This window comes from Actinomycetospora sp. CA-053990 (assembly GCF_050948445.1).
Classification (GTDB): Bacteria; Actinomycetota; Actinomycetes; order Mycobacteriales; family Pseudonocardiaceae; genus Actinomycetospora; species Actinomycetospora callitridis.
Map to the genome: position 1 here is coordinate 874,014 of NZ_CP192043.1, position 24,164 is coordinate 898,177.

The window sequence follows — 24,164 nt, forward strand, 5'->3', positions numbered from 1 at the left end:
CGGACCCGGGCGTCGGGGCCGGGTGACGGCGGGATAACGTCCGCCACATGGCCGGTGGGCGTCGCTCTCTGTGGATCGTCAACGGGCTGATCGTGCTGGTCGTGCTCCTCGCGGCGGGCGGCGCCGTCGTGGCCCTGTCCTCGAGCGGCACCGACGACGCCGGCCTGCGCACCACCCCGGTGGGACGCGGCACGGTCGCCGAGACCGTCACCGCCTCCGGCGCGGTGACGAGCGCCCGGAGCTCCACGCTGAACTTCGCCGCCGGCGGCCGCGTCGAGGACGTCCGCGTGGCCATCGGGGACACGGTCACCGCCGGCGAGGTCGTCGCGACCCTCGACCCGGAGTACGCCGACGCCAACCTCGAGGCCGCGCGCGCCCAGCGGGACTCCGCCCGCCAGCAGCTGCGCGACGCCCGCGAGGCGCGCGACAACCCGACCACCACCGCCGCGCCGGCCCAGCAGCCCGCGGCGGGTGGAACGGCGCCTGCAGGGGGACGGCACCGGCCGGTGGAACACCACCGGCGGGTGGAACGCCGCCAGCGGCGGGTGGCGCCGGTGGACCGGGGGCGCCGGGGAGCGGGAGGACCCGGTGGCGCCGGCGGACCCGGAGGCCCGGGCGGAGCGGGCGGCGCAGGAGGTTCGGGCGGGGCTCCGGGAGCACCTGGCCAGCCGGGTCAGCCGGGGCAGCCGGGTGGGCAGCAGCCCCCGCAGCAGAACGCCCCGCTGGTCGGCGTCAACGGCTTCTCCTCGCAGCCGAAGGCCGCCGCTCCGACCCCGACGCCCACCCCGACCCCGGGCACCGGCAGCACCGGCTCCGGAGCAGCCGGCGGGTCGGGCGCGGGTGCCGCGGAGGCGCCGCCGGCGGCTCGACCCCCGAGGGCGCCGTGGCCTCGGCCGAGGCGGCGCTCGCGCAGGCCGAGGCGACGGTGGTGCAGGCCGAGCAGTCCGCCGACGACCTCGAGCTGTCGTCCCCGCAGGACGGCACCGTCGTCAGCCTCGACATCGGACCCGGCCAGATCGTCCCGGCCGGCGCCACGGTGAGCAGTTCGACGTCGTCGGGCAACCCGACCGGCGGCACGCTGCCCGACGGCACCGCGGGCGGGACCGGTGCCGGCGCCTCCGCGGCGGCCGGCGCGGCCTCGGGCGGAGCCGGTGCGCAGTCGGGCGGGGGGACGGCGTCGGTCACGGGGTCGCCCACGGCCCCGGCGGCGATGACGGTCCTCGACCTCACGACCCTCCAGATCCGAGCGGACGTCCCCGAGCTCGACGTCGGGCGGCTCACGGTCGGACAGCCGGTGGCGGTCTCGGTGAACGCGCTGCCCGGGCAGTCGCTGCCCGGCACCGTGAGCGCGGTCGACCTGCTGCCCGGCGCCGGCACCTCGGTCGAGTACGGCACCGCGGTCACGCTCACCACCCCGCCGCCGAACCTGCGGCCCGGGATGTCCGCGAGCGTCGCCGTCACCGTCGCGCAGTCGCCGAACGTCGCGTTCCTGCCGTCGGTGGCCGTCACGCCGATCGGCGGCGAGAGCGCGACCTCCGGGACCGTGCAGGTCCTCGGGCCCGACGGCGTCCCGCAGGCCCGCACCGTCGGTCTCGGGCTGAGCTCGGACACGCTCACCGAGATCCGTTCCGGTCTCGCGCCCGGCGAGCTCGTCGTCCTGCCCGACCCGAACACCGGCAACGCCTTCGCGCCGGGCCAGCGGCCGCCGCGTCTGGACAACAACGGTGGTGGCGGCTCCGGCGGGGGCGGGTGACGACGGTGTCGGCCATCGAGGGCGTCGGGGAGGTCGAGCACGTCCTCGACGTCCGCGGCCTCTCGAAGGTCTACGGCGAGGGTGAGACCGCGGTGCACGCGCTGCGGGACGTCGACTTCAGTGTCCGTCGCGGGGAGTACGTCGCGGTCGTCGGCCAGTCGGGGTCGGGGAAGTCGACGCTGCTCAACATGCTCGGCTGCCTCGACGCCCCGACCTCGGGCCGGTACCTGCTCGAGGGTCTCGACGTCGCGAACCTCGACGAGCGCCAGCAGGCCGTCCTGCGCAACCGGCAGATCGGCTTCATCTTCCAGGCGTTCAACCTCATCCCGCGCACCACGGCGCTCGCCAACGTCGAGCTGCCGCTGGTCTACGCGGGCGTCGGGCGGCGGGTGCGCCGCGAGCGGGCGGAGGCGGCGCTCTCGCTGGTCGGGCTCGAGGGACGGTCCGGCCACCGTCCCAACCAGCTCTCCGGCGGGCAGCAGCAGCGGGTCGCGGTGGCCCGCGCCCTGGTCACGACCCCGGCGCTGCTCCTGGCCGACGAGCCCACCGGCAACCTCGACACGGCGAGCACCCACGACGTGCTCGGGCTGTTCGACCGCCTGCACGAGGCGGGGCGCACCATCGTGATCATCACCCACGACGACGAGGTGGCGGCGCGGGCCGAGCGCGTCGTCGTGGTCACCGACGGGCGGCTCACCGAGGCGGCGCGGCGATGAGTGTCGTCGAGATCGTCCGCTTCGCGGTGCGCGGCCTGATCGCCAACCGTCTGCGGTCGTTGCTGACGATGCTCGGGATCATCATCGGCATCGCGGCGGTCATCCTGCTCACGGCGCTGGGCAACGGGGCCTCGGTCTACATCCAGAGCCAGATCGCGGGCCTGGGCGCCAACAGCATCACGGTCCTGCCGCGCCAGCCCCCCGAGACCGCGGGCACGGACGGACGCCCGCTGACCTCGGCCGACGCCCGGGCGCTCGCCGATCCCCAGGGCGCGCCGGACGTCGCGTCGGTGTCCCCGGTGGTGACGCTCTCGGCGACCACGGCCGCCGGCCGGGCGACCAGCGACGTCACCGTCGTCGGCAGCACCCCGTCCTACTTCTCGGGCGCCAACGTGCAGATGGGCACCGGCCGCTTCTACACCGAGGCCGACGTCGAGGCGGGCCGCAAGGTCGTGCTGCTCGGCCGCACGGTCGCCGACGACCTGTTCGGCGCCGGCTCGGACCCGGTGGGCCAGAACGTGCTGGTGGACGACGTGCCGTTCCTCGTCATCGGCACCCTCGCGCCGGCCGGCCAGGGGCAGGGGCTGTCGAACCCCGACGAGAACGTCCTCGCTCCGCTGACCGCCGTACAGGGCTCGTTGACGGGGTTCGGCAACCTGAGCCAGATCGTCGTGCAGGCCCGGTCCACCGAGGCGCAGGCGGCCGCCGAGAGTGAGATCAACTCGATCCTCGACCGCCGGCACGGCATCGACGGCGTCGACGCCCGCGACTACCAGGTGATCAGCGCGCGCCAGCTCGCCGACGTCCTCGACCAGACCCTCTCGGCGTTCACGCTGCTGCTCGCCGCCATCGCGGCGATCTCGCTGGTCGTCGGCGGGATCGGGATCACGAACATCATGCTGGTGTCGGTCACGGAACGGACCCGGGAGATCGGCATCCGCAAGGCCCTCGGGGCGCCGCCGTCGGCGATCCTCGGGCAGTTCCTCGTCGAGTCGATCATCCTCAGCGTGGTCGGCGGCATCCTCGGTGTCGCGGTGGGCTACGCCGGGACGCTCGTGCCGCTCGGCGACTTCCGGCCCGTGATCCTGCCCGCCGCGGTGGTGGCCGCCGTCGCGGTGTCGGCCGCCATCGGCATCTTCTTCGGCGCCTACCCCGCCCGCCGCGCCGCCCGCCTGCGGCCCATCGACGCCCTGCGCCGGGAGTGACAGCAGTGGACCTCCAGGAGGAGCCGTGACCCAGCCGCCCGACCCCGACCAGGGGACGTCGACGGACACCTCGACGGACACCCCGTCGTCGCGGGACGACCGCGACCCGAGCCACGAGCGTGACGGCCACGACGGGCATGACGCCGACGCGCCCACGGCGGTGCACCCGCCCGACGCCGCGCCGACCGAGCAGTTCCCCGTGCCGCCTCCCCCGGCGCGCCGGTCGGGGCCTGCCCAGCAGACCCGGCAGACGCCCCGGCAGGACGACGCGGCGTCGGTGCTCGACCGCCCCGTCGACGACGTCGACCTGGCCACGCGCCTGCAGCGGCCCGGGCTCGCGCGCTCGACCCGCATCCTGCTGCTGGTGCTCGGCGGGGTCGTCTGCCTGGTGCTCGGCGCCTTCATCGGCCGCGCGACCGCCCCGGACACCGGGCCCGGCTCGGTGCCCGACCTGCTCGGCGTCGTCGAGTCCGTCCAGCCGACCGGCGGCGGCTTCCCGATCGTCACGGTCCGCTCCGGCGACGGCACCCTCACGCCGCTGCGCACCACGGCGGGCACCGGTGTCGCCGTCCCCCGCCCCGACGGACCGGCGGGCCTGCGCGTGGGCCAGCAGGTGACGGTGCACGCCGAGCGCGGCGCGGACGGGGCGATCACCGCGGTGCGCGTGGACGTTCCCGCGGGGTCCTAGGACCGACGTGGGGGATGTCCTGACGATGAACGTCAGCATGGCCCCCATGCTGAGACACCCCCGCGCCCCCGGAGCCCGCTAGCCTCCCCCCGTGGCCGACCAGGGTGCAGCTGCAGAGATCGCCGCCGGATACGCGACCGAGGCGGGAGCGCTCGAGCTGGGCGCCGTCGTGATCGACGGCGTCGCGGCGCCGGAGGCGCACGTCCGCATCCCGTTCGCGACGCTGAACCGCCACGGTCTCGTGGCCGGCGCGACGGGCACGGGCAAGACCAAGACGCTGCAGAACCTCGCCGAGCAGTGCTCCGCGGCCGGGGTCCCGGTGCTGCTCGCCGACATCAAGGGCGACCTCTCGGGGCTGGCCCGGGCCGGCGAGACGTCCGATCGCGTCACGCAGCGCGCGCACGAGACCGGGGACGACTGGGCGCCGACCGCCTACCCCGTGCAGTTCCTGTCGCTGGGGCGGGGGATCGGCGTGCCGGTCCGCGCGACGATCACCGGGTTCGGGCCGATCCTGCTGTCCAAGGTGCTCGGGCTCAACGAGACCCAGGAGTCGACGCTCGGGCTGATCTTCCACTGGGCCGACGGCCAGGGTCTGGCGCTGCTGGACACCAAGGACCTGCGCTCGGTCATCCAGCACCTGATCTCCGACGAGGGCAAGGCCGAGCTCAAGGGCATCGGCGGGGTCTCGGCGTCGACGGCCGGGGTCATCCTGCGGGCGCTCGTCAACCTCGAGGCCCGGGGCGGCGACGAGTTCTTCGGCGAGCCCGAGTTCGACCCGGAGGACCTGCTCGTCGTCGAGCCGGACGGCAAGGGGCGGGTGACACTGCTCGAGCTCGCCGACCAGCAGGCCGACCCCACGCTGTACTCGACGTTCCTCATGTGGCTGCTCGCCGAGCTGTTCGAGGAGCTCCCCGAGGCCGGCGACGTCGAGAAGCCGAAGCTCGTGTTCTTCTTCGACGAGGCGCACCTGCTCTTCAGCGACGCCTCGAAGGCGTTCCTCGACCGCATCGAGCAGACGGTCAAGCTCATCCGCTCCAAGGGCGTCGGCGTCTTCTTCTGCACCCAGCAGCCCACCGACGTCCCCAACGACGTGCTCTCCCAGCTCGGGGCGCGCGTGCAGCACGCCCTGCGCGCGTTCACCCCGGACGACCAGAAGGCGCTGACGAAGACGGCGCGGACGTACCCGAAGAGCGCGGTCTACGACATCGAGGAGCTGCTCACCACGCTGGGCACCGGCGAGGCCCTCGTCACCGTGCTCTCCGAGCGGGGGGCGCCCACGCCCGTGGCCTGGACGCGGATCCGCGCGCCGCGCTCGCTGATGGCCGCGATCGGGGAGCCCGCGGTCACCGAGGCGGCCCAGGGCTCGCCGCTGTGGCCGAAGTACGGCACGCCCATCGACCGCGAGTCGGCCCACGAGAAGCTCGCGGCGCGCACCGGGGCGACGACTGCGCCGGCCACGCCACCGGCCGAGCCGGTGCCGCCGCAGCAGACCCCGCAGGAGGCGCCGCCGCAGGCCCCGCCGCCCGCCGAGGACGAGGGGCCGGGCATGGTCGAGAAGGCCATGGCCAACCCGGCGGTGAAGTCGTTCGTCCGCTCCCTCGCCAGCCAGCTCGGTCGTGAGATCACCCGCGGGCTGTTCGGGACCGCGCGCCGCCGTCGCTGAGGGCCACCGGGTCTTGCGCGCCCGGACCACCGTCGGGTCCGCGGGGTACATTGAGCAGATCAGGGCCCCACGGACGTCCGTGCGTGGGCGGACCCCGAGCCGAGACGACTGACACCGACCGCAGGGTCCACCCGGGGAGGGTCGAGGGCCGCCTGGAGGCCGCAACCGTATGGACCGCAAGCGCCTTCTCCGCAATCCACTCATCTGGATCGTGGTGTTCTTCCTCGTCTACCTCGGGGTCTCGTCGCTGCTCAGCGACACCCGCGGGTTCACCGAGGCCCCGACGTCGCTCGCCCTGCAGCAGGTCGAGGCCCGCAACGCGTCCGAGATCACGATCGAGGACAAGGAGCAGCGTCTCCGCCTGACGCTGACCAACCCCGTGCAGGTGCCCGGCGTCGACGGCGCCGCGCCCACGACGACCAACCAGATCTACGCGCAGTACCCCGCCGCCGCGACCGACCAGGTGTTCGCCCTGGTCCGCGAGAACCCGGCCGGGTCGGGCTTCGACACCCGGGTCACGCAGGACTCGATCCTGACCCAGATGTTGATCTACCTGATCCCGCTGGGCCTGGTGCTCCTGCTGCTGTTCTGGATGATGAACTCCCAGGGCGGGGGCAACCGCGTCCTGTCGTTCGGCAAGTCCAAGGCCAAGCAGCTCAACAAGGACATGCCGAAGACCACGTTCTCCGACGTCGCCGGGGCGAACGAGGCGGTGGAGGAGCTCTACGAGATCAAGGACTTCCTCCAGAACCCGGCCCGCTACCAGCAGCTCGGTGCCAAGATCCCCAAGGGCGTCCTGCTCTACGGTCCGCCCGGCACCGGAAAGACGCTGCTGGCGCGCGCGGTCGCCGGCGAGGCGGGCGTGCCCTTCTACACGATCTCCGGCTCGGACTTCGTGGAGATGTTCGTCGGTGTCGGCGCCTCCCGCGTGCGCGACCTGTTCGAGCAGGCCAAGCAGAACTCCCCCTGCATCGTGTTCGTCGACGAGATCGACGCCGTCGGCCGCCACCGCGGCGCCGGCATGGGCGGCGGCCACGACGAGCGCGAGCAGACGCTCAACCAGCTGCTCGTCGAGATGGACGGGTTCGACGCCCGCGGCGGCATCATCCTCATCGCCGCCACCAACCGGCCCGACATCCTCGACCCGGCGCTGCTGCGGCCCGGCCGCTTCGACCGCCAGATCCCCGTGGCCGCGCCGGACCTCGCCGGCCGCCGCGCGATCCTCGCGGTGCACTCCGCGGGCAAGCCGCTCGCCCCGGAGGCGGACCTCGACGGTCTCGCCAAGCGCACGGTCGGGTTCTCCGGCGCCGACCTCGCCAACGTCATCAACGAGGCCGCGCTGCTCACCGCCCGGCTGGGCAAGACCCAGATCGACAGCGCCGCGCTCGAGGAGTCGGTGGACCGCGTGATCGGCGGCCCCGCCCGCAAGAGCCGCATCATCTCCGAGCAGGAGAAGAAGGTCGCGGCCTACCACGAGGCGGGCCACGCGCTGGCCGCGTGGGCGATGCCGGACATCGAGCCGGTCTACAAGGTCACGATCCTCCCGCGCGGCCGCACCGGCGGTCACGCGCTCGTCGTCCCCGAGGACGACAAGGAGCTCATGACCCGCTCGGAGATGCTGGCGCGCCTGGTGTTCGCGATGGGCGGACGCTCGGCGGAGGAGCTCGTGTTCCACGAGCCCACCACCGGGGCGTCGTCCGACATCGAGCAGGCCACGAAGATCGCCCGCGCGATGGTCACCGAGTACGGCATGAGCGCCAAGCTCGGCGCGGTCAAGTACGGGCAGGAGCAGGGCGAGCCGTTCCTCGGCCGCTCGGCGGGCCGGCAGCCCGACTACTCGCTCGAGGTCGCCCACGAGATCGACGAGGAGGTGCGCAAGCTCATCGAGGCGGCGCACACCGAGGCGTGGGACATCCTCAACGTCCACCGCGACGCGCTCGACGCGCTGACCGGTGAGCTGATCGAGCACGAGACGCTGCAGCGCCGCGACCTCGAGCGGATCTTCGCGTCGGTCACCAAGCGGCCCCGCATCACCGCGTTCAACGACTTCGGTGAGCGCGTGCCCTCGGACCGGCCGCCGATCAAGACGCGACGCGAGCAGGCCGCCGAGCGTGGCGAGCCGTGGCCCCCGCCCGGCGAGCAGCGCGAGGAGCCCGCCACGGTCGGCTCCGTCGCCGGCAACGGGCACGCGGCGGTGCCGGCCGTCAACGGCTCCTACGGGGCCCACGCCGCGGGCAACGGGCACGAGCGTCCCCACGACGGCCACCAGTCGCCCACCCCGCCCCAGGGCACGCCCACCCAGGGCATCCCGGACGTCTACCGCAGCGGTGCCGGCGCCGGCTCGAACGGTGGCGGCGGCCGTCGCTCCGCCGAGGACAAGCCGTCGTCGGTGGCGCCGAACTACGGTGCCCCTCCCGGCTGGACGCCCGCGACCGTGCCGCACGGCACGACGTGGAACCCGGGCGGGGCCGGTCGTTCCGGCGGCCAGGGACAGGGCCAGGCGCAGGGCCCGGGCCAGTACGGCGCGTCACGCCCGGCGGGCGAATCCGTGCCGAACCCGTACGGTGACCCGGATGGCCGAACCCGCGAGGGCCGGTCGGACGGCTGGCCGGAGGGTCGACCCGAGGGTCGGCACACCGGTCCGTCGTCCACGGGCTGGGGCCACGACGGGTCCGACGGCACCACCGGCTCGTCCGGCACGGACGGACGGGACACCCCGCGCGGCCAGGGCTGAGGCCACCGGTGGACCGACCGCTGGGCCCACCGCTGGACCAAGGGGCCGGCTGTCCGCCGGCCCGGTCGAGGAAGACCGCGAGGGAGACGTGACGACCAGCAAGGAACTGGACGGCCAGCCGTCGAACGGCACCGGCCCGGCGCCGGAGCTGCCGCCGTTCGACGCCGAGCGCGCCGAGGCCGCCGTGCGCGAGCTGCTGGTCGCCATCGGCGAGGACCCCGACCGCGAGGGCCTGCGAGACACGCCGGGCCGGGTGGCGCGCTCCTACCAGGAGCTGTTCGCCGGCCTGCGCGCCGACCCGCCTGCCGTGCTCGACCGCACGTTCTCCGAGAACCACGACGAGCTCGTCCTCGTCCGGGACATCCCGATGTTCTCGATGTGCGAGCACCACCTGCTGCCCTTCCACGGGGTCGCGCACGTCGCCTACATCCCCGGACCGGGAGGGCTCGTCACGGGCCTGAGCAAGCTCGCCCGGCTCGTCGACCTCTACGCCCGACGCCCGCAGGTGCAGGAGCGTCTGACCACCCAGATCGCCGACGCCCTCGCCGAGCGCCTCGACACCCGGGGGGCGCTCGTCGTGATCGACGCCGAGCACCTGTGCATGTCGTCGCGCGGCGTCCGCAAGCCCGGCGCCCGCACGACGACGTCGGCCGTGCGCGGCAGCTTCAAGACCTCGGCCAGCACCCGGGCGGAGGCCCTCAACCTCATCCGGGGCGGCTGAGGTGGGGGTGCCCGGCGGCTCCCCGCCGCCCCGATCGCACCGGTTGCCCGATCCGGGCCGGTGCGTCGTGATGGGCGTGCTCAACGTGACGCCGGACTCGTTCTCGGACGGCGGTCGCTGGCTGGACCGCGACCACGCGGTCGCCCACGGCATCGACCTGCACCAGCGCGGTGCCGACCTCGTCGACGTCGGTGGCGAGTCCACCCGGCCCGGCGCGGAACGGGTCGACGCCGCCACCGAGACGGCGCGGGTCGTGCCCGTGATCCGGGACCTGGTGGCGGCCGGCGTGCGGGTCACCGTCGACACCACGCGCGCGGCCGTCGCCGCCGCGGCCGTCGAGGCGGGCGCCAGCATGATCAACGACGTGTCGGGCGGTCTGGCCGACCCGCACATGGCGCGCACGGTGGCGGAGGCCGGCGTGCCGTGGGTGATCATGCACTGGCGCGGCCCGAGCGACCGGATGGTCGAGCTGGCCTCCTACGAGGACGTCATCGGCGAGGTCCGCGCCGAGATGGTCGAGCAGGTCGACCGCGCGGTGCTCGCCGGCGTCGATCCGTCGCTGCTGGTGCTCGACCCGGGTCTCGGGTTCGCCAAGACCGCCTCGCACAACTGGCAGATCCTGCGCAAGCTCTCGGTCTTCACCGGCCTCGGCTTCCCGGTGCTGGTCGGGGCCTCGCGCAAGCGCTTCCTCGGCGCCCTGCTCGCGGACGACGACGGCACGCCCCGCCCGCCCGACGGCCGGGAGATCGCGACCGCCGCCGTCTCGGCGCTCGCCGCCGCCAACGGCGCCTGGGGCGTGCGGGTGCACGAGGTCGGCCCGTCGCTGGACGCCGTGGCCGTCGCGGCGGCGTGGTCCTGGGGGACCTCGCCGGCGGAGATCGAGCCGTGAGCGATCGCATCGCCCTGCGCGGTCTCCAGGTACGGGGGCATCACGGCGTGTTCGACCACGAGCGCCGGGACGGGCAGGACTTCGTCCTCGACCTGGTGCTCGACGTCGACCTCGCGAAGGCCGGGGCGTCCGACGACCTCGCCGACACCGTCGACTACGGCGCGTTGGCCGAGGGCGCCGCGGCCGTCGTCGCCGGCCCGCCGCGGCGGTTGATCGAGGCGGTGGCGGCCGAGGTCGCGCAGCGGGTGCTCGACGACGAGCGGGTCGCCGCCGTCGAGGTGACCCTCCACAAGCCGCAGGCCCCGATCACCGTGCCGTTCGACGACGTCGCGGTGGTGGTGCGGCGGTCCCGGGAGGGGGAGCGCCGATGAGCCGGGCCGTGCTGTCGCTGGGCTCGAACATCGGCGACCGCGCCGCGAACCTGCGCAGTGCGCTGGCCACGCTGCGCGCCGCGGGCGCCCGGGTGGTGGCCGTGTCGCCGGTCTACGCGACCGCGCCGTGGGGCGGGGTCGACCAAGACGACTTCCTCAACGCCGTCGTCGTCGTCGAGGACCCGAACTCGCGTCCGCGCGACTGGCTCGCCCGGGCCCGGGCCGCGGAGAGCCGCGCCGGCCGTACGCGCGACGTCCGCTGGGGTCCGCGCACGCTCGACGTCGACGTGCTCGACGTGGACGGGACCACCAGCGACGACCCCGAGCTCACGCTGCCGCACCCGCGCGCCGCGGAGCGGGCGTTCGTGCTCGTGCCCTGGCTCGACGTCGACCCCGAGGCCCGGATCGCGGGGCACGGCCGGGTCGCCGACCTGCTCGCCGCGCTGCCCGCGGCCGAGCGCGACGGGGTGCGCGCCGACCCCACGGCGCCGGTGTCGTGATGAGGACGCGCACGAGTCCGTCGCTGCTGGTGGTCGCCGCGGTCGCCGTCGGGCTGGCGGTCAACCTCGCGGTGCAGGTGGCCTACGGCGACCTACCGCCGCTGCCCCTGCTCGCCGGGCTCACCCCGCTCGTGCTGGGCCTCGCCGAGCTCGTCCTCGCGGCGGTGCTGCGCGCCCGCATCCGGCGCCGGCCCGGCTCCCGCCCGGTCGACGCGCTGGCCACGGCCCGCGCGGTCGCCCTGGCCAAGGCGTCGTCGGTGGCCGGCGCGGTGCTCGGGGGCGCGTGGCTGGGCGTCCTGGCCTACGTGCTCCCGCTGCGCGGGCAGGTCGACGCCGCGGGCGCGGACACCGCGAGCGCGATCGTCGGCGTGGTCGGCAGCGCGGTGCTGCTCGGCGCGGGGCTCTGGCTGGAGTACTGCCTGCGCATCCCCGACGACCAGGGCGACGACCGGGACGACCCGGATCGGCGGCGGCCCTGACCGCGGCCGCGGGCCGGTCGCCGGTCGCGACCACGCGCTCGTCCGGCCGGGTGACCAGGACCGTTCCGGCCCGGGGCTATCCTGCGTCGATGAGCACCCCGGACGGGGAGCTGCGCGGACGCGCCGGCCCCGACCGCCGCCGCGCGGCGCTGCTGGCCACGGCGGCGACGCTCGCGGCGCTGGCCGCCGCCGCGGTGGTGCTCGCCGACGACGCCCGCTGGCTGCGCCTCGGCGTGGTCGCCGCCCTCTGGGCCGCCGTCGTCGCCGGCATCCTGGTCGCCCGCCATTCCCGCGGGGCGGCGGGAGCGGCCGAGGCGGCACAGGACGCCGCCGCCGACCTCGCCGCGGCCCAGGACGAGGCCGACGAGAAACTCGCCGCCCTGCGCCGCGACCACGACCTGCAGCTGGCCCGCGAGGCCGCCGCGCGGGAGGAGTCGGAGCGCGCGGCCGAGAAGGCCCGCGAGGACGCCGCGCTCCTGCGCGAGCAGCTCGAGCGGATGCGCGTCGACACCGGCGCCGACGCCGTCACGCTCCAGTCGACCGGGATGCCGGTCCCGCCTCGGCCCCTGCAACCCCTGGCGCCCCGGCCGCGGGACACGCGCCTGCGGGTCGTCGGTGACTCCGGGCCGCTGCCGGCCGGACGGCCCGCCGCCGTCCCGCCGCCGGTCCCGCCGCCCGCGCCCCTCCGCCCGGCCGTGCCCGTGGCGCCCGCGCCCCGCTCCGGCGGGGCCGCGGACGGCCGACGCGCGGTGACGTCGCGGCCCGTGTCGCCGCCCCCGCCCCGGGCCGATCCCTCGCCGACCCCGGCCGACCCGTCGCTGCTCGCCACCGGGTCGTTCGTCGACCAGTACGTGCGCTCGGCCGGGTACGAACCCTCCGCGGACCCGGTGCCGGAGCAGCCCGGCGAGCGCTCCGGGCGCCGCGCAGGCGCCGACGAGACGTCCCGCCGGGCCACCGACTCCGACTCCGGCGGGCGCACCGTCGCCGAGCTCCTGGCCGCCCACGCCGCCACCGGCCGCACCGGCGGGAGGCGCCGCCGGGAGCCCTGACCCGGCGGTCGGGCGGGCTGCGCCGGGGAGGAGTCGTTACCCTCCCCAATGGTGATCGCCCCTCCGGTACGGCTCGCGCCGCAGCAGCGCCGCACGCTCGTGTGGCCTGTCGTCGGCCTGATCGTGCTCGGCGTGTGCGGGCTCGTGACGGTCGGACTGGCGAGCACCGAGATCGGGGTCGTCGGCGTCGTCATCGGCGTGGTGCTCGCGCTGGTCCCCGTGGCCCCGGTCGTGGCGGCGTTCCTCTGGATCGACCGGTTCGAGCCCGAGCCGCCGCGGCTGCTGCTCGCGGCGTTCCTCTGGGGTGCCGGGCTCTCGGCGCTCGTCGCGGTCGTCATCAACTCCAGCGCGATCATCGCCGCCGAGCTGCTGCTCGGGCGCGGTCAGGGCGACGTGATCGGCGCGGTGATCTCGGCGCCGCTGGTCGAGGAGTTCGTCAAGGGCGCGTTCGTCGTCGGGCTCCTGCTGGTCCGGCGCCGGGAGTTCGACGGGATCGTCGACGGCGTCGTCTACGCCGGCATCACGGCAGCGGGCTTCGCGTTCACCGAGAACATCATCTACTTCGGGCGCGCCTTCACCGACGCCGAGGGCGCGCCGGGCACCGCCGTGCTCGCGACCTTCGTGCTGCGCGGGGTGCTCTCGCCGTTCGCGCACCCGCTGTTCACAGCCATGATCGGCATCGGGGTGGGGATCGCGTCGCAGGCGCGCTCGCGCGTCGTCGGCACCCTGGCGGTGCTCGGCGGCTACGTGCTCGCGGTCATCCTGCACGCGCTGTGGAACTCGTCGACGCAGCTCGGCGCCGGCTTCTTCGGCGTCTACGTACTGATCATGCTCCCGCTCTTCGCCGGCATGATCGGGCTCGTCGTGTGGCAGCGACGGCGCGAGCGCGAGGTGCTCGCCCGCCAGATGCCGGGGTTCGCGGCCGCCGGGTGGATCGCGCCCAGCGAGGTCCCGCTGCTCTCCAGCCTCACCGGACGGCGGCGCTGGCGCACGGCGGTGCACCGGCGGGCCGGGGCACCCGCAGCGCGGGCGGTCGAGGACTACCAGCACGCGGTCACCGAGCTCGCGTTCCTGCGCGCCCGGGCCGAGCGCGGGGCCCTGCCGCCGCGGCCCGACTGGCATGCGGAGCTCCTCGACAACGTCGTGCGCGCCCGCCTCGCCGCGGTCAACGCGCCGGGCGTCCAGGGTCCGGCCGGAGCGCCGACCCAGGGCCACGTCGGCCCGCCGCCGTCCTGGCCCGGCGGGCCACCGGCGCGCCCGCCCGGCGTCTGAGGCCGCCCCGCGGGCGTGAACCCGCTCACCGCGGCGGCCGTCGCCGCCCCCGACGACTACCGTGGGTGCCAGTGATCGTCCGGTACCCGCGCTGGCGGGACGGGAACGAGCCGAACGAGTGAGGTGGCGTGTGAGCACCGACGCCGACGGGGGCGCCGGGCGGTGGGAGCAGGGCTCCCCCGATCCGTCCGCAAGCGCGACCCCGGCTCCTCGTGAGGGCTCGCGGCTCGCGGTCGGCGTGGTCTCCGCCGGGCGGGTCGGCGCGGTGCTGGGCGCCGCGCTCGCGAACGCCGGCCACCAGGTCGTCGCCGCCTCCGCGGTCTCCCGCGCGTCGCGCGCCCGGGTCGAGGAGCTCCTGCCCGGCGCCGAGATCCTCCCGCCCGACGAGGTCGTGCGTCGTGCCGACCTCGTGCTGCTCGCGGTGCCCGACGACGTGCTGCCCGGCCTGGTCCGGGGCCTCGCGGCGTCCGACTGCCTGCGTCCCGGCCAGATCGTCGTCCACACCTGCGGCGCGGCCGGGGTCGGCGTGCTGGCCCCCGCCGCCGAGTACGACGTGCTGCCGATCGCCCTGCACCCGGCGATGACCATCACCGGGCGGGCCGAGGACGTCGCGCGCCTCACCGGCGCCTGCGTCGGCGTCACCGCCCCCGAGGGCCCGGGGGAGGACGCGGAGGCCGCCTGGCTCGTCGGCGAGGCACTGGTGGTCGAGATGGGCGCCGAGCCGGTGCGCATCCCCGAGGCCGTCCGCCCGCTGTACCACGCGGCGCTGGCGCACGGGGCGAACCACCTGGTCACGCTCGTGCGCGAGGCCGCCGACCTGCTCTCCGGCGCCGGCATCGAGCCCGCCGAGCGGGTCCTGGCGCCACTGCTGTCCGCGGCCCTGGACAACGCCCTGCGCCACGGCGACCGCGCGCTCACCGGCCCCGTCGTGCGCGGCGACGCCGGCACGATCGCCACCCACGTCCGTCACCTCCAGGAGCGGGCCCCCGACGCCGTGCCGCTCTACCGGGCGCTGGCCCGGCGCACCGCCGAGCGCGCCCGCGCCGGCGGTCTGCTCGACCCGACCGCCGCGCAGGACGTGGTGGACGCCCTCGCCGAGAGGCCCCGCTCGTGACCAAGCCCTCCAGCCTGCGCACGCACGACCTCGTCGGTCGCGCCCGTCCGCAGTACCACGCCGACCGGCTCACGGTGCAGCGCGACCCGACCGCGCTGCGCCGCGTCACGAAGGCCCTGCGTGGTGCCGGCCGTCGCGTCAACCTCGTGCCCACGATGGGTGCGCTGCACGAGGGCCACCGCGAGCTGATGCGCCGCGCGCGGGGCGTCCCGGGCTCCACGACCGTCGTCTCGATCTTCGTGAACCCCCGCCAGTTCGGGCCGAACGAGGACTTCGGCCGCTATCCGCGCGCCTTCGAGGGCGACCTCGAGATGTGCCGGGAGGAGGGCGTCGAGCTGGTGTTCGCGCCCGGGGTCGAGGACATGTACCCGGAGGGCTTCGCCACCTCGATCGACCCCGGGCCGCTGGGTGACGAGCTCGAGGGCGCGATCCGCCCCGGGCACTTCGCCGGGATGCTCACGGTGGTGAACAAGCTCTTCGCGATCGCCGTCCCGGACGTCGCGTTCTTCGGCGAGAAGGACTACCAGCAGCTCGCGCTGATCAAGCGGATGGTGCGCGACCTCGACATCGACATCCACGTCGTCGGCGTCCCGACGGTCCGCGAGCCCGACGGGCTGGCCCTGTCGAGCCGCAACGCCTACCTGTCGCCGGACGAGCGCGCCGCGGCGGTCGCGCTGTCGGCCGCGCTGTCCGCGGGGCAGTACGCCGGCGAGGAGGGCGCGGCCGCGGTGCTCGACGCCGCGAACGCCGTCCTGGCCGCCGAGCCGGGCCTGCAGGTCGACTACCTCGAGCTGCGGGACGACGACCTCGCCCCGAACCCGACCATCGGCCCGGCACGGCTCCTCGTGGCGGCCCGGGCCGGCTCCACCCGACTGATCGACAACGCCGCGGTGTCCCTCGTGAGGAGAGTCTGACGTGCAGCGCACGATGCTGAAGTCCAAGATCCACCGTGCGACGGTCACGGACGCGAACCTGCACTACGTGGGCTCGGTGACCGTCGACGAGGACCTCATGCGGGCCGCGGACCTGCTCCCCGGCGAGCAGGTGGCGATCGTCGACGTCACCAACGGCGCCCGCCTCGAGACCTACGTGATCACCGGCCCCGCCGGCTCGGGGGTCATCGGGATCAACGGCGCGGCCGCGCACCTGGTGTCGCCCGGCGACCTCGTCATCCTCATCTCCTACGGGGTGATGGACGACGCGGAGGCCCGCACGTACCAGCCGCGCGTCGTGTTCGTCGACGAGGCGAACCGCGTCCTCGACCGCGGCGCCGACCCGGCCCGGGTGCCCGCCGCCGCGCCGACGACGTCCCTGCTGCGCCCCGGCACCGAGGCCCGCCCCGCCGCGCGCCGCGAGGCCGTCGCCGGGCCCGCGATGACGACGGTCGGCACCGGCTGGGGCGCCGAGCCGGCTGCGCCGCCCCGGGAGCAGTCGAACCGTCGCGGCGGGCGGTCGGGCCGCAAGCCCGCCGAGACCACCGACGCCCGGCGCCTCGACGCGCTGCTGTCCGCCGACCACTAGGGCCCGGCACCCGGGGGGAGGGCGCGGCCGTCGTGCTGCTCTGCGTGGACGTCGGCAACACCCAGACCGCGCTCGCCCTCTACCCGGACGACGAGACCGGCGCCGCGGTCTGGGACGCGCGCCTGCGCACCGAGCCGCGGGCCACGGGCGACGAGCTCGCGCTGCTGGTGCGCGGTCTGCTCGGCACCCGGGTCGGTGACGTGTCGGCGGTCGCGGCCCTGTCGACGGTGCCGGCGCTGCTGCGCGAGCTGCGGGGGATGGTGACCCGGCACTTCGCGGGGCTGGACCACCTGCTCGTCGAGCCCGGCGTCCGCACCGGTGTGCCGCTGCTCGTCGACAACCCCAAGGAGGTCGGCGCCGACCGCGTCGTCCAGGCTCTCGCCGCCTACGAGCGCCACGGCGGGCCGTGCGTCGTCGTCACGTTCGGGACGTCGACGACGGTGGACGCGGTGTCGGCGCGCGGCGAGTTCCTCGGCGGGGCGATCGCCGCGGGCGTCGCCGTGTCCGCCGAGGCGCTCGCCGTCCGTGCCGCCGCGCTGCGTCCGGTGGAGCTCGTGGTCCCCCGCTCGGTGCTCGGGCGCAACACCGTCGAGAGCATGCAGGCCGGGCTGGTCCTCGGCGCCGCGGCCATGGTCGACGGCCTCGTGACCCGCGTGGCCCGCGAGATCACCAGCCGCGACCCCGAGGGGCGCGCGCCGGTCGCGGTGCTGGCCTCGGGCGGCCTGGCCCCGCTGGTGGTCGGCGAGTGCGCGACCGTCACCGAGCACGTGCCCGACCTGACCCTGCTCGGCCTGCGCACGGTGCACCGCCGGTGGCGCGAGCGGCGCGACGACCGGGCCGCCCGGCGGGCGACCCGGTCCTGAGGCACCACCTCGCCGAAGTGGGGCACGCCCCCGCGCCCGGCCGAGGGCCTGCCCGACCCGGGACGGGGCGCGCCCGATGGAGGGCCGAGGCGCCGCCGCGCAGGCTCGGACCGGCACGGACACGCCGCGCACGGCCCGCCGGAGGAACGACCATGAGCCAGATCCACGAGCATCCCTACGGCGCCGGACCCCACCCCGGGACGTCCTGGCCGACGATGCCGCCGCCGGCGCCCCACCCCTTCGTCCCCGCACCCCGCCGGGGTGACGTCCCGCCGGCCGGGCTGTCCTACGGCTACGGACCCCCGACCCCCTACGGCGCCGGACCGCCCCCCTGGATGCCGCCGGCACCGCCGCCGCCGCCCCGGCGCGGGAGGACGGCGCTGATCGCGGCCGTCCTCGGCCTGGTCCTGCTCGGCGGGATCGTCCTCGCCGTGACGATCATGGCCCGGGCGCTGCCGGCACCTCCGGCGCCCGGGCCCGCCGCGCCGCCGGCCCAGAGCGGGCCCCCGTCGAGCCCGTACACGCTGACCAGCATGTTCGGGGGCAACGGCACCTGCACCCCGGCGACCGCCGACGCGCAGATCCCGATGAGCTCGGAGGGGCTGAGCTGCACCGGGCAGGGCGACGGCACGGTGTTCGCCTTCTACGAGTACACCGCGCCCACCGACACCTTCCAGGACACGATGGTGCGGGAGTGGGGAGGCTCGGGGCTGACGCAGCGCGCGCAGGACGACTGCCGCACCCAGTACACCGGCACCGTCGACGTCCCCGGCGTCGGAGCCACCCCGGTGGTCGTCGACGTCTACCGGCACTCCCCGTTCATGGCCGTGACGGCAGCCGCCGGCGGCAGTGCCGGCAGCACCGACGCCACCACCCCGCAGTACCGGGTCGCCGACCGCGGCAGTCTGTGCGCGGGCGGCTGACGCCGGAAGAGGCGTGCTCAGGCGGGGCGGTCGACGATCTCGTCGCGGCGCGGGTCGCCGTCGGGCAGCAGGCGGCGCAGGCGCTGGGCGAGCTCGGGGTCCTCGGCGCCGGACTCGGTCTGGGCGAGTGCCCACAGGGCGTCGACGTCACCGCGACGCAGGACCGCCCCGCGCACACCGACCTCGATGATGTCGCGCTCCTCGCGCACACCGGGCGCGTCGGAGGTGGGCAGCAGGGCGCCGCGCCGCAGGACGTCGGGCGGGGGGAGGCGGCGCTCCCGCAGGGCGGCGCGGACGTCGATGAAGTCGGCGTCGACGCGGGCCCGCAGGCGGTAGGGCTGGGTGCTGATGATGCTGTATCCGGCCTCCGGCGCGTCAGCTCCGCTGCGCTTCGTGCCGCAGGATCCGAGGGCGGCGCGCAGCCGGTGCACCTCCGAGCGGACCGTTACGGGGTTGCCGGCGTCGCCGTAGAGCGCCTGGGCGAGCTGGTCGGCGGTGAGGCCGTCGGGGTGCAGCGCGAGGAGCACGAGCATCTCGGCGTGGCGCAGGCTGATCCGTACCGGGCGCCCGTCGAGGCGGGCGACGGGACGCTCGGTGCCGAGGAAGGGCAGGGCGAGCGTCGGGCGCGAGGTGGTGCGCGGCGCCAGACGCAGCAGCCAGCCCTCGGCCAGCGGCTCGAGCAGGCCCTCGCCGCGGTCGCCGAGGTCGACGCGGTCGCCGTCCTGGGGGATCGACACGCGGTCGGGCAGCCAGCCGTCGGGCCGCGCGGTGAGCACCCGGCCGCGGGGCGCGAGCAGCGCGCCGGGTTCGCCGCGCAGCCCGTCGAGGTGGGGCTCGTTGCGCGCCCGCAGTCGCTCGTCGCGCTCGGCGAGACGCGCGCGCAGCGTCATCTCGGCCAGTTCGGCGGCGGCGCGGACGAGCGCCAGCGTGCTGGGGTGGAACGTCGTGAGCGGGCCGGTGAGGTCGACGGCCGCGATCACCTCGCCCGTGTCGGGGTCGTGGATCGGGGCCGCGGCGCACGTCCACGCGCGGTAGAGCCGCACCAGGTGCTCGGCCGAGTGGATCTGCACGGCGCGTCCGTCGGCCAGCGCCGTGCCCATGGCGTTGGTGCCGATCGAGTCCTCGCTCCAGCGCGTGCCCTCGACCAGGGCCACGTCGTCGGCGCGCCGCAGCACGCCGGTGTTGCCCTCGCGCCACAGGATGTGCCCGCGCGCGTCCGTCACGATCATCATGTGGACGGCCTCGTCGGCCGCGTCGAGCAGGGTGCGCCGCAGGACGGGCAGCGCGGGGGCGAGCACGTGGCTGCCGCGGACCTCGTCGAGCTCGTCGGCGCCGAAGACGTGACGGGGACGCCCGTGGTCCGGGTCGACGTGCGCGTCGAGCGAGCGGCGCCACGACGCCGACACCACGTCGCGGGGTGAGGCGGGGCCCGTGCCGCCGGACAGGACGGCGTCGCGGACCCTCTCGAGCAGCCGGCCGCGCTCGACCGGGTCGCCGGTCGCGGTGCCCGTCACGGGGCGCCCGCCATCGCCGTCGCGCTCCGGCATCGGCGCCCCCACCAGTGGAACGGGAGGCGGGACGGGTGCCGCCGTGGCACGTCGGCGTCCCACCGGGGACACGGGTGTCCCTCCGAGAAGAGTGCTGCATCGTCGCTGGTGAGGCAACCCTACATCGAAGCCGCGTGCGCGGTGCCGTTCGGTTGAGCAGCCCGAATCTGCGGTTGCAACGCCCGTGCAACCCCCGCGTGCCTAGTGTCCGCGATCACGTCACCCAGCATGTGGAGGTACACAGATGGCCACGTACGCGGCCCCGGGCACCGACGGCTCCGTCGTCACTTTCAAGCCCCGTTACGACCACTTCATCGGCGGCGAGTACGTCGCGCCGGCGAAGGGCCAGTACTTCGAGAACCCGACCCCGATCACGGGTCAGACGTTCACGGAGGTCGCGCGCGGCACCGCCGACGACATCGAGAAGGCCCTCGACGCCGCCGAGGCCGCTGCCCCGGCGTGGGGCAGGACGTCGGTCGGCGAGCGCGCGAACGTCCTGAACAAGATGGCGGACCGCATCGAGGCGAACCTCGAGATGATCGCCATCGCCGAGTCCTGGGAGAACGGGAAGGCCTGCCGCGAGACCCTCGTGGCCGACATCCCGCTCGCGATCGACCACCTGCGCTACTTCGCGGGGGCGATCCGGGCGCAGGAGGGCGGGCTCTCCCAGATCGACAACGACACGGTCGCCTACCACTTCCACGAGCCCCTGGGCGTCGTCGGGCAGATCATCCCCTGGAACTTCCCGATCCTCATGGCGATCTGGAAGCTCGCGCCCGCCATCGCGGCCGGCAACGCGGTGGTCCTCAAGCCCGCCGAGCAGACCCCGGCCTCGATCCACGTCCTCATGGACGTCGTCGCCGACCTGCTCCCGGCCGGCGTCATCAACATCGTGAACGGCTTCGGTGTCGAGGCGGGCAAGCCGCTGGCCTCGTCGAGCCGTATCCGCAAGATCGCGTTCACGGGGGAGACCACCACCGGGCGGCTGATCTCCCAGTACGCCTCGGAGAATCTCATCCCGGTCACCCTCGAGCTCGGTGGCAAGAGCCCCAACGTCTTCTTCGACGACGTCGCGGCGCAGCAGGACGCCTTCTACGACAAGGCGCTCGAGGGCTTCACGATGTTCGCCCTGAACCAGGGCGAGGTCTGCACCTGCCCGTCGCGTGCGCTCATCCAGGGCGGCATCTACGACGAGTTCCTCGGCCAGGCCGTCAAGCGGACCGAGCAGGTCAAGCAGGGCAACCCCCTCGACACCGACACGATGATCGGCGCGCAGGCCTCGAACGACCAGTTCGAGAAGATCCTGTCCTACATCGACATCGGTCGCCAGGAGGGCGCGAAGATTCTCACCGGCGGCGAGAAGGCCGACCTCGGCGGCGACCTCTCGGGTGGCTACTACATCCAGCCCACCGTGTTCGAGGGCAACAACAAGATGCGGGTCTTCCAGGAGGAGATCTTCGGGCCGGTCGTCTCGGTCGCGCGGTTCGACGACTACGACGACGCCATGAGCATCGCCAACGACACCCTCTACGGCCTCGGCGCCGGCGTGTGGTCGCGTGACGCCAACACGGCCTACCGTGCGGGGCGGGACATCCAGGCCGGCCGTGTCTGGGTGAACAACTACCACGCCTACCCGGCCCACGCGGCCTTCGGCGGGTACAAGCAGTCGGGCATCGGGCGCGAGAACCACAAGATGATGCTCGATCACTACCAGCAGACGAAGAACATCCTGCAGAGCTACTCGGACAACGCGCAGGGCTTCTTCTGATCCTCGAGGAGGATCCATGACCGAGGTCACGACGGACACCGACGTCACGAAACCCGTCGCCGCGGTGCCGGGGTCGGGCACGGCCCGGGTCGCGGTGACGCCCGCGGCGGCGGAACTGCTGCCGAAGCTCACCGAGATCCACGGACCGCTGATGTTCCACCAGTCCGGTGGGTGCTGCGACGGCAGCGCCCCGATGTGCTACCCGGACGGCGACTTCAAGATCGGCGGTTCGGACGTCCACCTCGGAGATCTCACGATCGAGGGGCTGGAGAAGCCGATCGGCTTCTACATGTCCTCGTCGCAGTACGAGTACTGGAAGCACACGCACCTCACCGTCGACGTGGTGAAGGGCCGTGGCAGCGGGTTCTCGGTGGAGGCGCCGGAAGGCGTGCGCTTCATCATCCGCTCGCGGCTGTTCACCGACGACGAGATGCGCGAGCTGGGCGACCTCTAGCGGTCCCCGAGCACGACCGAGTAGGACCCGGGGGCGCCCCGGCCGCGGACCACGCGGCCGGGGCGCCCCTCGCACGTCCAGACCATTCCGACGAAGGGTTCGACGATGAGCACCCCGTCCACGACGCTGCGCGAGCTGACCGGCATGCCCGCGACGCCCGCGAGCCTGCGCGACTCCGCGCTGGTGATGATCGACCTCCAGAACACCTACACGCGCGGCGTCATGGCCCTCGAGAACGTCGAGCCGGCCATCGACGAGGCCGCCGCCCTGCTGGACCGCGCGCGCAGCGCCGGCATCCCGATCGTCCACGTGCAGCACGACGCCGGTGAGGGCACGCCCTACGACGTCCGCGACGAGATCGGCGCGATCGTCGACCGCGTGGCGGCCCGCGACGGCGAGCACCGCATCGTCAAGAACTTCCCCAACTCCTTCGTCGGCACCGACCTCGACGAGTACCTGCGCGGGGCGGGCGTGACGAATCTGGTCCTCGCCGGGTTCATGACGCACATGTGCGTGAACTCGACGGCCCGCGGCGCGTTCAGCGCCGGTTTCTCCCCGTCCGTCGTCGCCGGGGCCACCGCGACCCGCGCACTGCCCGGCCCCGACGGCACGGTTTCCGCCGCGAGCCTCCAGGCGGCGAGCCTGGCGGCGATCAGCGACATGTTCGGTGTCGTCGTTCCGGACAACAAGGGGATCCCCGACTGACGTCAATTGTGGCCGCCCCGCGAAAAATCGCGCCGGGCGACGCGCGTCACTCGACAACTCCCGGCTCCGGAAATAAGGTCCGGCCACATTAAAGGTCGGTGATTTGACGGAGGTCGCGTGATGGCGCAGAAAGTCGTGGTTTCCCTCGTCGACGACCTGGACTCGTCGGAGGCGGACGAGACCGTCGAGTTCGGGCTCGACGGTGCCACGTACGAGATCGACCTGTCGGACGCGAACGCGGCCGCCCTGCGCGACCGGCTCGCCGACTACGTCGCCCACGCGCGGCGCAGCGGCGGCCGGCGGCGGTCGTCCCCCGCGGCGTCGTCCTCGTCCGGCTCGCGCCGCGGGAGCGGGTCGGGCGGGCGCGCCGCGGTCGACCGTGAGCAGAACCAGGCCATCCGCGAGTGGGCCCGCAAGCAGGGCATGACGGTCTCCGAGCGTGGCCGCATCCCGAGCGAGGTCAGCGAGGCGTACCACAAGGCGCACTAGCGTCGGAGGTGTAGGCGACGAGGGCCGCGCGGTCGACGGTCAGCGTGCGGCCGCCGGGGTGGACGACGAGCAGGCCGCGGGCGGCCAGGCTGCGCAGCGCCGTGTTGAGCGTCTGGCGGGCCACCCCGAGGCGCTGGGCGAGCAGCACCTGCGGCCCGCCGAGGTCGATCCGGTCGTCCCGGTGCTCGAACTCGAGCAGTAGGGTCGCGACGCGGTGGGTGACCGGGTGGAACACGCGCTCGACGACGGCCCGGTGCTGCAGCCGCACGATCCGCACGAGGTCCCCGAGCAGGGCGAGGAGCGTGTCGGGGCTGGTGCGGAGCACCCGGTGCGCGACCGTGGCGGGCAGGACGAGCACGGTCGCGTCGCGCAGCGCCACGGCGTCGTCGGCCCGCGGGCCCGGCCGTAGCACCTCGAAGTACCCGAAGGCCTGCCCCGCGGCAGCGACCCCGACGTCGACGACGTCGGGGTCCGACGAGCAGGTCCGCGAGACCACGGCGCCGCGCAGGAGCACGAACATCGACTCGCAGGGCTCACCCGTGCGGAACACCGTGTCCCCGGCGGCGTAGTGGCGCACCCACGCGGCCCCGGCGAGCGCGTCGAGAGCCGCGGGGGTGAGGCCGTGGAGCTGCGGGCAGGCGAGGAGCGCGCCCCGGACGTCCTCGTGCCGCCCTCCGACGGGCACGGGCGCCGCGGTCGTCGTCATGCCACCTCCCGGAAGCGGTCGGCCGCGGATCACT

At 74.8% G+C, this 24,164-nt stretch carries 24 protein-coding genes and 1 pseudogene; 23 read left to right on the top strand and 2 right to left on the bottom strand.

The window, feature by feature from the left end; genetic code table 11:
- Positions 1–47: 47 nt before the first annotated feature.
- From ACQPYN_RS04505 to ACQPYN_RS04595, 19 genes and pseudogenes are all read left to right on the top strand, one after another.
- Complete coding sequence (locus ACQPYN_RS04505) at positions 48–1,040, top strand: hypothetical protein (RefSeq protein WP_433034010.1); 993 nt, start codon at positions 48–50, stop codon at positions 1,038–1,040.
- Positions 926–1,753 carry an efflux RND transporter periplasmic adaptor subunit gene (locus tag ACQPYN_RS04510; protein ID WP_433034012.1) on the top strand — a complete coding sequence of 276 codons (828 nt, stop codon included), beginning with the start codon at positions 926–928 and terminating at the stop codon, positions 1,751–1,753. Before ACQPYN_RS04505 ends, ACQPYN_RS04510 begins: the two co-directional genes overlap by 115 nt.
- A gap of 5 nt (positions 1,754–1,758) precedes the next feature.
- Entirely contained in the window at positions 1,759–2,469 is a 711-nt protein-coding gene (locus tag ACQPYN_RS04515) for an ABC transporter ATP-binding protein (protein ID WP_433034015.1), read from the top strand.
- Complete coding sequence (locus ACQPYN_RS04520; RefSeq protein WP_433034018.1) at positions 2,466–3,674, top strand: ABC transporter permease; 1,209 nt, start codon at positions 2,466–2,468, stop codon at positions 3,672–3,674. The genes ACQPYN_RS04515 and ACQPYN_RS04520 overlap by 4 nt, the downstream gene beginning before the upstream one ends.
- 25 nt (positions 3,675–3,699) lie before the next feature.
- Complete coding sequence (locus tag ACQPYN_RS04525) at positions 3,700–4,362, top strand: hypothetical protein (RefSeq protein ID WP_433034021.1); 663 nt, start codon at positions 3,700–3,702, stop codon at positions 4,360–4,362.
- Between the two features lie 91 nt (positions 4,363–4,453).
- Entirely contained in the window at positions 4,454–6,025 is a 1,572-nt protein-coding gene (locus ACQPYN_RS04530) for a helicase HerA-like domain-containing protein (RefSeq protein ID WP_433034024.1), read from the top strand.
- 169 nt (positions 6,026–6,194) lie between these two features.
- A complete protein-coding gene (gene ftsH / locus ACQPYN_RS04535; RefSeq protein WP_433034028.1) occupies positions 6,195–8,759 on the top strand; it encodes an ATP-dependent zinc metalloprotease FtsH in 2,565 nt (854 codons plus the stop codon).
- 106 nt (positions 8,760–8,865) lie between these two features.
- Entirely contained in the window at positions 8,866–9,480 is a 615-nt protein-coding gene (folE, locus tag ACQPYN_RS04540) for a GTP cyclohydrolase I FolE (RefSeq protein ID WP_433038716.1), read from the top strand.
- A gap of 70 nt (positions 9,481–9,550) precedes the next feature.
- Complete coding sequence (gene folP, locus ACQPYN_RS04545) at positions 9,551–10,369, top strand: dihydropteroate synthase (protein WP_433038718.1); 819 nt, start codon at positions 9,551–9,553, stop codon at positions 10,367–10,369.
- The gene (gene folB / locus ACQPYN_RS04550) at positions 10,366–10,740 is read left to right on the top strand and encodes a dihydroneopterin aldolase (RefSeq protein ID WP_433034031.1); all 375 of its coding nucleotides are present in this window, start codon (positions 10,366–10,368) and stop codon (positions 10,738–10,740) included. The genes folP and folB overlap by 4 nt, the downstream gene beginning before the upstream one ends.
- Positions 10,737–11,240 (top strand): 2-amino-4-hydroxy-6-hydroxymethyldihydropteridine diphosphokinase, encoded by a 504-nt coding sequence (folK, locus tag ACQPYN_RS04555; protein WP_433034034.1) that lies wholly within the window; start codon positions 10,737–10,739, stop codon positions 11,238–11,240. The genes folB and folK overlap by 4 nt, the downstream gene beginning before the upstream one ends.
- Complete coding sequence (locus ACQPYN_RS04560; protein WP_433034037.1) at positions 11,240–11,719, top strand: DUF3180 domain-containing protein; 480 nt, start codon at positions 11,240–11,242, stop codon at positions 11,717–11,719. The genes folK and ACQPYN_RS04560 overlap by 1 nt, the downstream gene beginning before the upstream one ends.
- An 89-nt stretch (positions 11,720–11,808) precedes the next feature.
- Positions 11,809–12,768: a DUF6779 domain-containing protein gene (locus tag ACQPYN_RS04565; protein ID WP_433034040.1), complete on the top strand. Its 960-nt coding sequence runs from the start codon at positions 11,809–11,811 to the stop codon at positions 12,766–12,768.
- A 48-nt stretch (positions 12,769–12,816) separates the two neighbouring features.
- On the top strand, positions 12,817–14,040 hold the full coding sequence (locus tag ACQPYN_RS04570; RefSeq protein WP_433034043.1) for a PrsW family intramembrane metalloprotease: 1,224 nt from the start codon (positions 12,817–12,819) through the stop codon (positions 14,038–14,040).
- Between the two features lie 130 nt (positions 14,041–14,170).
- A complete protein-coding gene (locus ACQPYN_RS04575; RefSeq protein WP_433034045.1) occupies positions 14,171–15,154 on the top strand; it encodes a Rossmann-like and DUF2520 domain-containing protein in 984 nt (327 codons plus the stop codon).
- Positions 15,155–15,168: 14 nt separating this feature from the next.
- On the top strand, positions 15,169–16,068 hold the full coding sequence (panC, locus tag ACQPYN_RS04580) for a pantoate--beta-alanine ligase (protein ID WP_433038720.1): 900 nt from the start codon (positions 15,169–15,171) through the stop codon (positions 16,066–16,068).
- A gap of 1 nt (position 16,069) precedes the next feature.
- Positions 16,070–16,516 (top strand): annotated as a pseudogene (gene panD / locus ACQPYN_RS04585) (aspartate 1-decarboxylase); the annotation flags it as partial.
- Positions 16,517–16,707: 191 nt separating this feature from the next.
- Positions 16,708–17,538: a type III pantothenate kinase gene (locus ACQPYN_RS04590; RefSeq protein ID WP_433034048.1), complete on the top strand. Its 831-nt coding sequence runs from the start codon at positions 16,708–16,710 to the stop codon at positions 17,536–17,538.
- Positions 17,539–17,690: 152 nt separating this feature from the next.
- Positions 17,691–18,461 carry a hypothetical protein gene (locus tag ACQPYN_RS04595; RefSeq protein ID WP_433034051.1) on the top strand — a complete coding sequence of 257 codons (771 nt, stop codon included), beginning with the start codon at positions 17,691–17,693 and terminating at the stop codon, positions 18,459–18,461.
- Positions 18,462–18,478: 17 nt separating this feature from the next.
- On the opposite strand, the gene ACQPYN_RS04600 is transcribed toward ACQPYN_RS04595, so the two are convergent.
- On the bottom strand, positions 18,479–20,008 hold the full coding sequence (locus ACQPYN_RS04600; protein ID WP_433038722.1) for a GAF domain-containing protein: 1,530 nt from the start codon (positions 20,006–20,008) through the stop codon (positions 18,479–18,481).
- Between the two features lie 244 nt (positions 20,009–20,252).
- Between ACQPYN_RS04600 and exaC the strand changes: the two genes are divergently transcribed.
- The 4 genes from exaC to ACQPYN_RS04620 all read left to right on the top strand — a co-directional run bounded on the left by exaC (position 20,253) and on the right by ACQPYN_RS04620 (position 23,424).
- The gene (gene exaC, locus ACQPYN_RS04605) at positions 20,253–21,776 is read left to right on the top strand and encodes an acetaldehyde dehydrogenase ExaC (RefSeq protein WP_433034054.1); all 1,524 of its coding nucleotides are present in this window, start codon (positions 20,253–20,255) and stop codon (positions 21,774–21,776) included.
- Between the two features lie 16 nt (positions 21,777–21,792).
- A complete protein-coding gene (locus tag ACQPYN_RS04610; RefSeq protein ID WP_433034057.1) occupies positions 21,793–22,230 on the top strand; it encodes a DUF779 domain-containing protein in 438 nt (145 codons plus the stop codon).
- 105 nt (positions 22,231–22,335) lie between these two features.
- Positions 22,336–22,935 carry a cysteine hydrolase family protein gene (locus ACQPYN_RS04615; protein ID WP_433034060.1) on the top strand — a complete coding sequence of 200 codons (600 nt, stop codon included), beginning with the start codon at positions 22,336–22,338 and terminating at the stop codon, positions 22,933–22,935.
- A 120-nt stretch (positions 22,936–23,055) separates the two neighbouring features.
- Positions 23,056–23,424: a histone-like nucleoid-structuring protein Lsr2 gene (locus tag ACQPYN_RS04620; protein ID WP_433034063.1), complete on the top strand. Its 369-nt coding sequence runs from the start codon at positions 23,056–23,058 to the stop codon at positions 23,422–23,424.
- Here the strand turns inward: ACQPYN_RS04620 and ACQPYN_RS04625 are convergent.
- On the bottom strand, positions 23,396–24,130 hold the full coding sequence (locus tag ACQPYN_RS04625; RefSeq protein ID WP_433034066.1) for a Crp/Fnr family transcriptional regulator: 735 nt from the start codon (positions 24,128–24,130) through the stop codon (positions 23,396–23,398). The two genes, ACQPYN_RS04620 and ACQPYN_RS04625, sit on opposite strands and share 29 nt — an antisense overlap.
- Between the last annotated feature and the right edge of the window lie 34 nt (positions 24,131–24,164).

Bases quoted from the DNA above. Each gene is read 5' to 3' on its own strand.
- ACQPYN_RS04610 (WP_433034057.1), top strand. From the start codon at position 21,793: ATGACCGAGGTCACGACGGACACCGACGTCACGAAACCCGTCGCCGCG.
- ACQPYN_RS04625 (WP_433034066.1), bottom strand. From the start codon at position 24,130: ATGACGACGACCGCGGCGCCCGTGCCCGTCGGAGGGCGGCACGAGGAC.
- folP (WP_433038718.1), top strand. From the start codon at position 9,551: ATGGGCGTGCTCAACGTGACGCCGGACTCGTTCTCGGACGGCGGTCGC.
- ACQPYN_RS04620 (WP_433034063.1), top strand. From the start codon at position 23,056: ATGGCGCAGAAAGTCGTGGTTTCCCTCGTCGACGACCTGGACTCGTCG.
- ACQPYN_RS04595 (WP_433034051.1), top strand. From the start codon at position 17,691: ATGAGCCAGATCCACGAGCATCCCTACGGCGCCGGACCCCACCCCGGG.
- folK (WP_433034034.1), top strand. From the start codon at position 10,737: ATGAGCCGGGCCGTGCTGTCGCTGGGCTCGAACATCGGCGACCGCGCC.
- ACQPYN_RS04505 (WP_433034010.1), top strand. From the start codon at position 48: ATGGCCGGTGGGCGTCGCTCTCTGTGGATCGTCAACGGGCTGATCGTG.
- ACQPYN_RS04615 (WP_433034060.1), top strand. From the start codon at position 22,336: ATGAGCACCCCGTCCACGACGCTGCGCGAGCTGACCGGCATGCCCGCG.
- ACQPYN_RS04565 (WP_433034040.1), top strand. From the start codon at position 11,809: ATGAGCACCCCGGACGGGGAGCTGCGCGGACGCGCCGGCCCCGACCGC.
- ACQPYN_RS04560 (WP_433034037.1), top strand. From the start codon at position 11,240: ATGAGGACGCGCACGAGTCCGTCGCTGCTGGTGGTCGCCGCGGTCGCC.
- ACQPYN_RS04570 (WP_433034043.1), top strand. From the start codon at position 12,817: ATGGTGATCGCCCCTCCGGTACGGCTCGCGCCGCAGCAGCGCCGCACG.
- ftsH (WP_433034028.1), top strand. From the start codon at position 6,195: ATGGACCGCAAGCGCCTTCTCCGCAATCCACTCATCTGGATCGTGGTG.
- ACQPYN_RS04600 (WP_433038722.1), bottom strand. From the start codon at position 20,008: ATGCCGGAGCGCGACGGCGATGGCGGGCGCCCCGTGACGGGCACCGCG.
- exaC (WP_433034054.1), top strand. From the start codon at position 20,253: ATGGCCACGTACGCGGCCCCGGGCACCGACGGCTCCGTCGTCACTTTC.
- ACQPYN_RS04520 (WP_433034018.1), top strand. From the start codon at position 2,466: ATGAGTGTCGTCGAGATCGTCCGCTTCGCGGTGCGCGGCCTGATCGCC.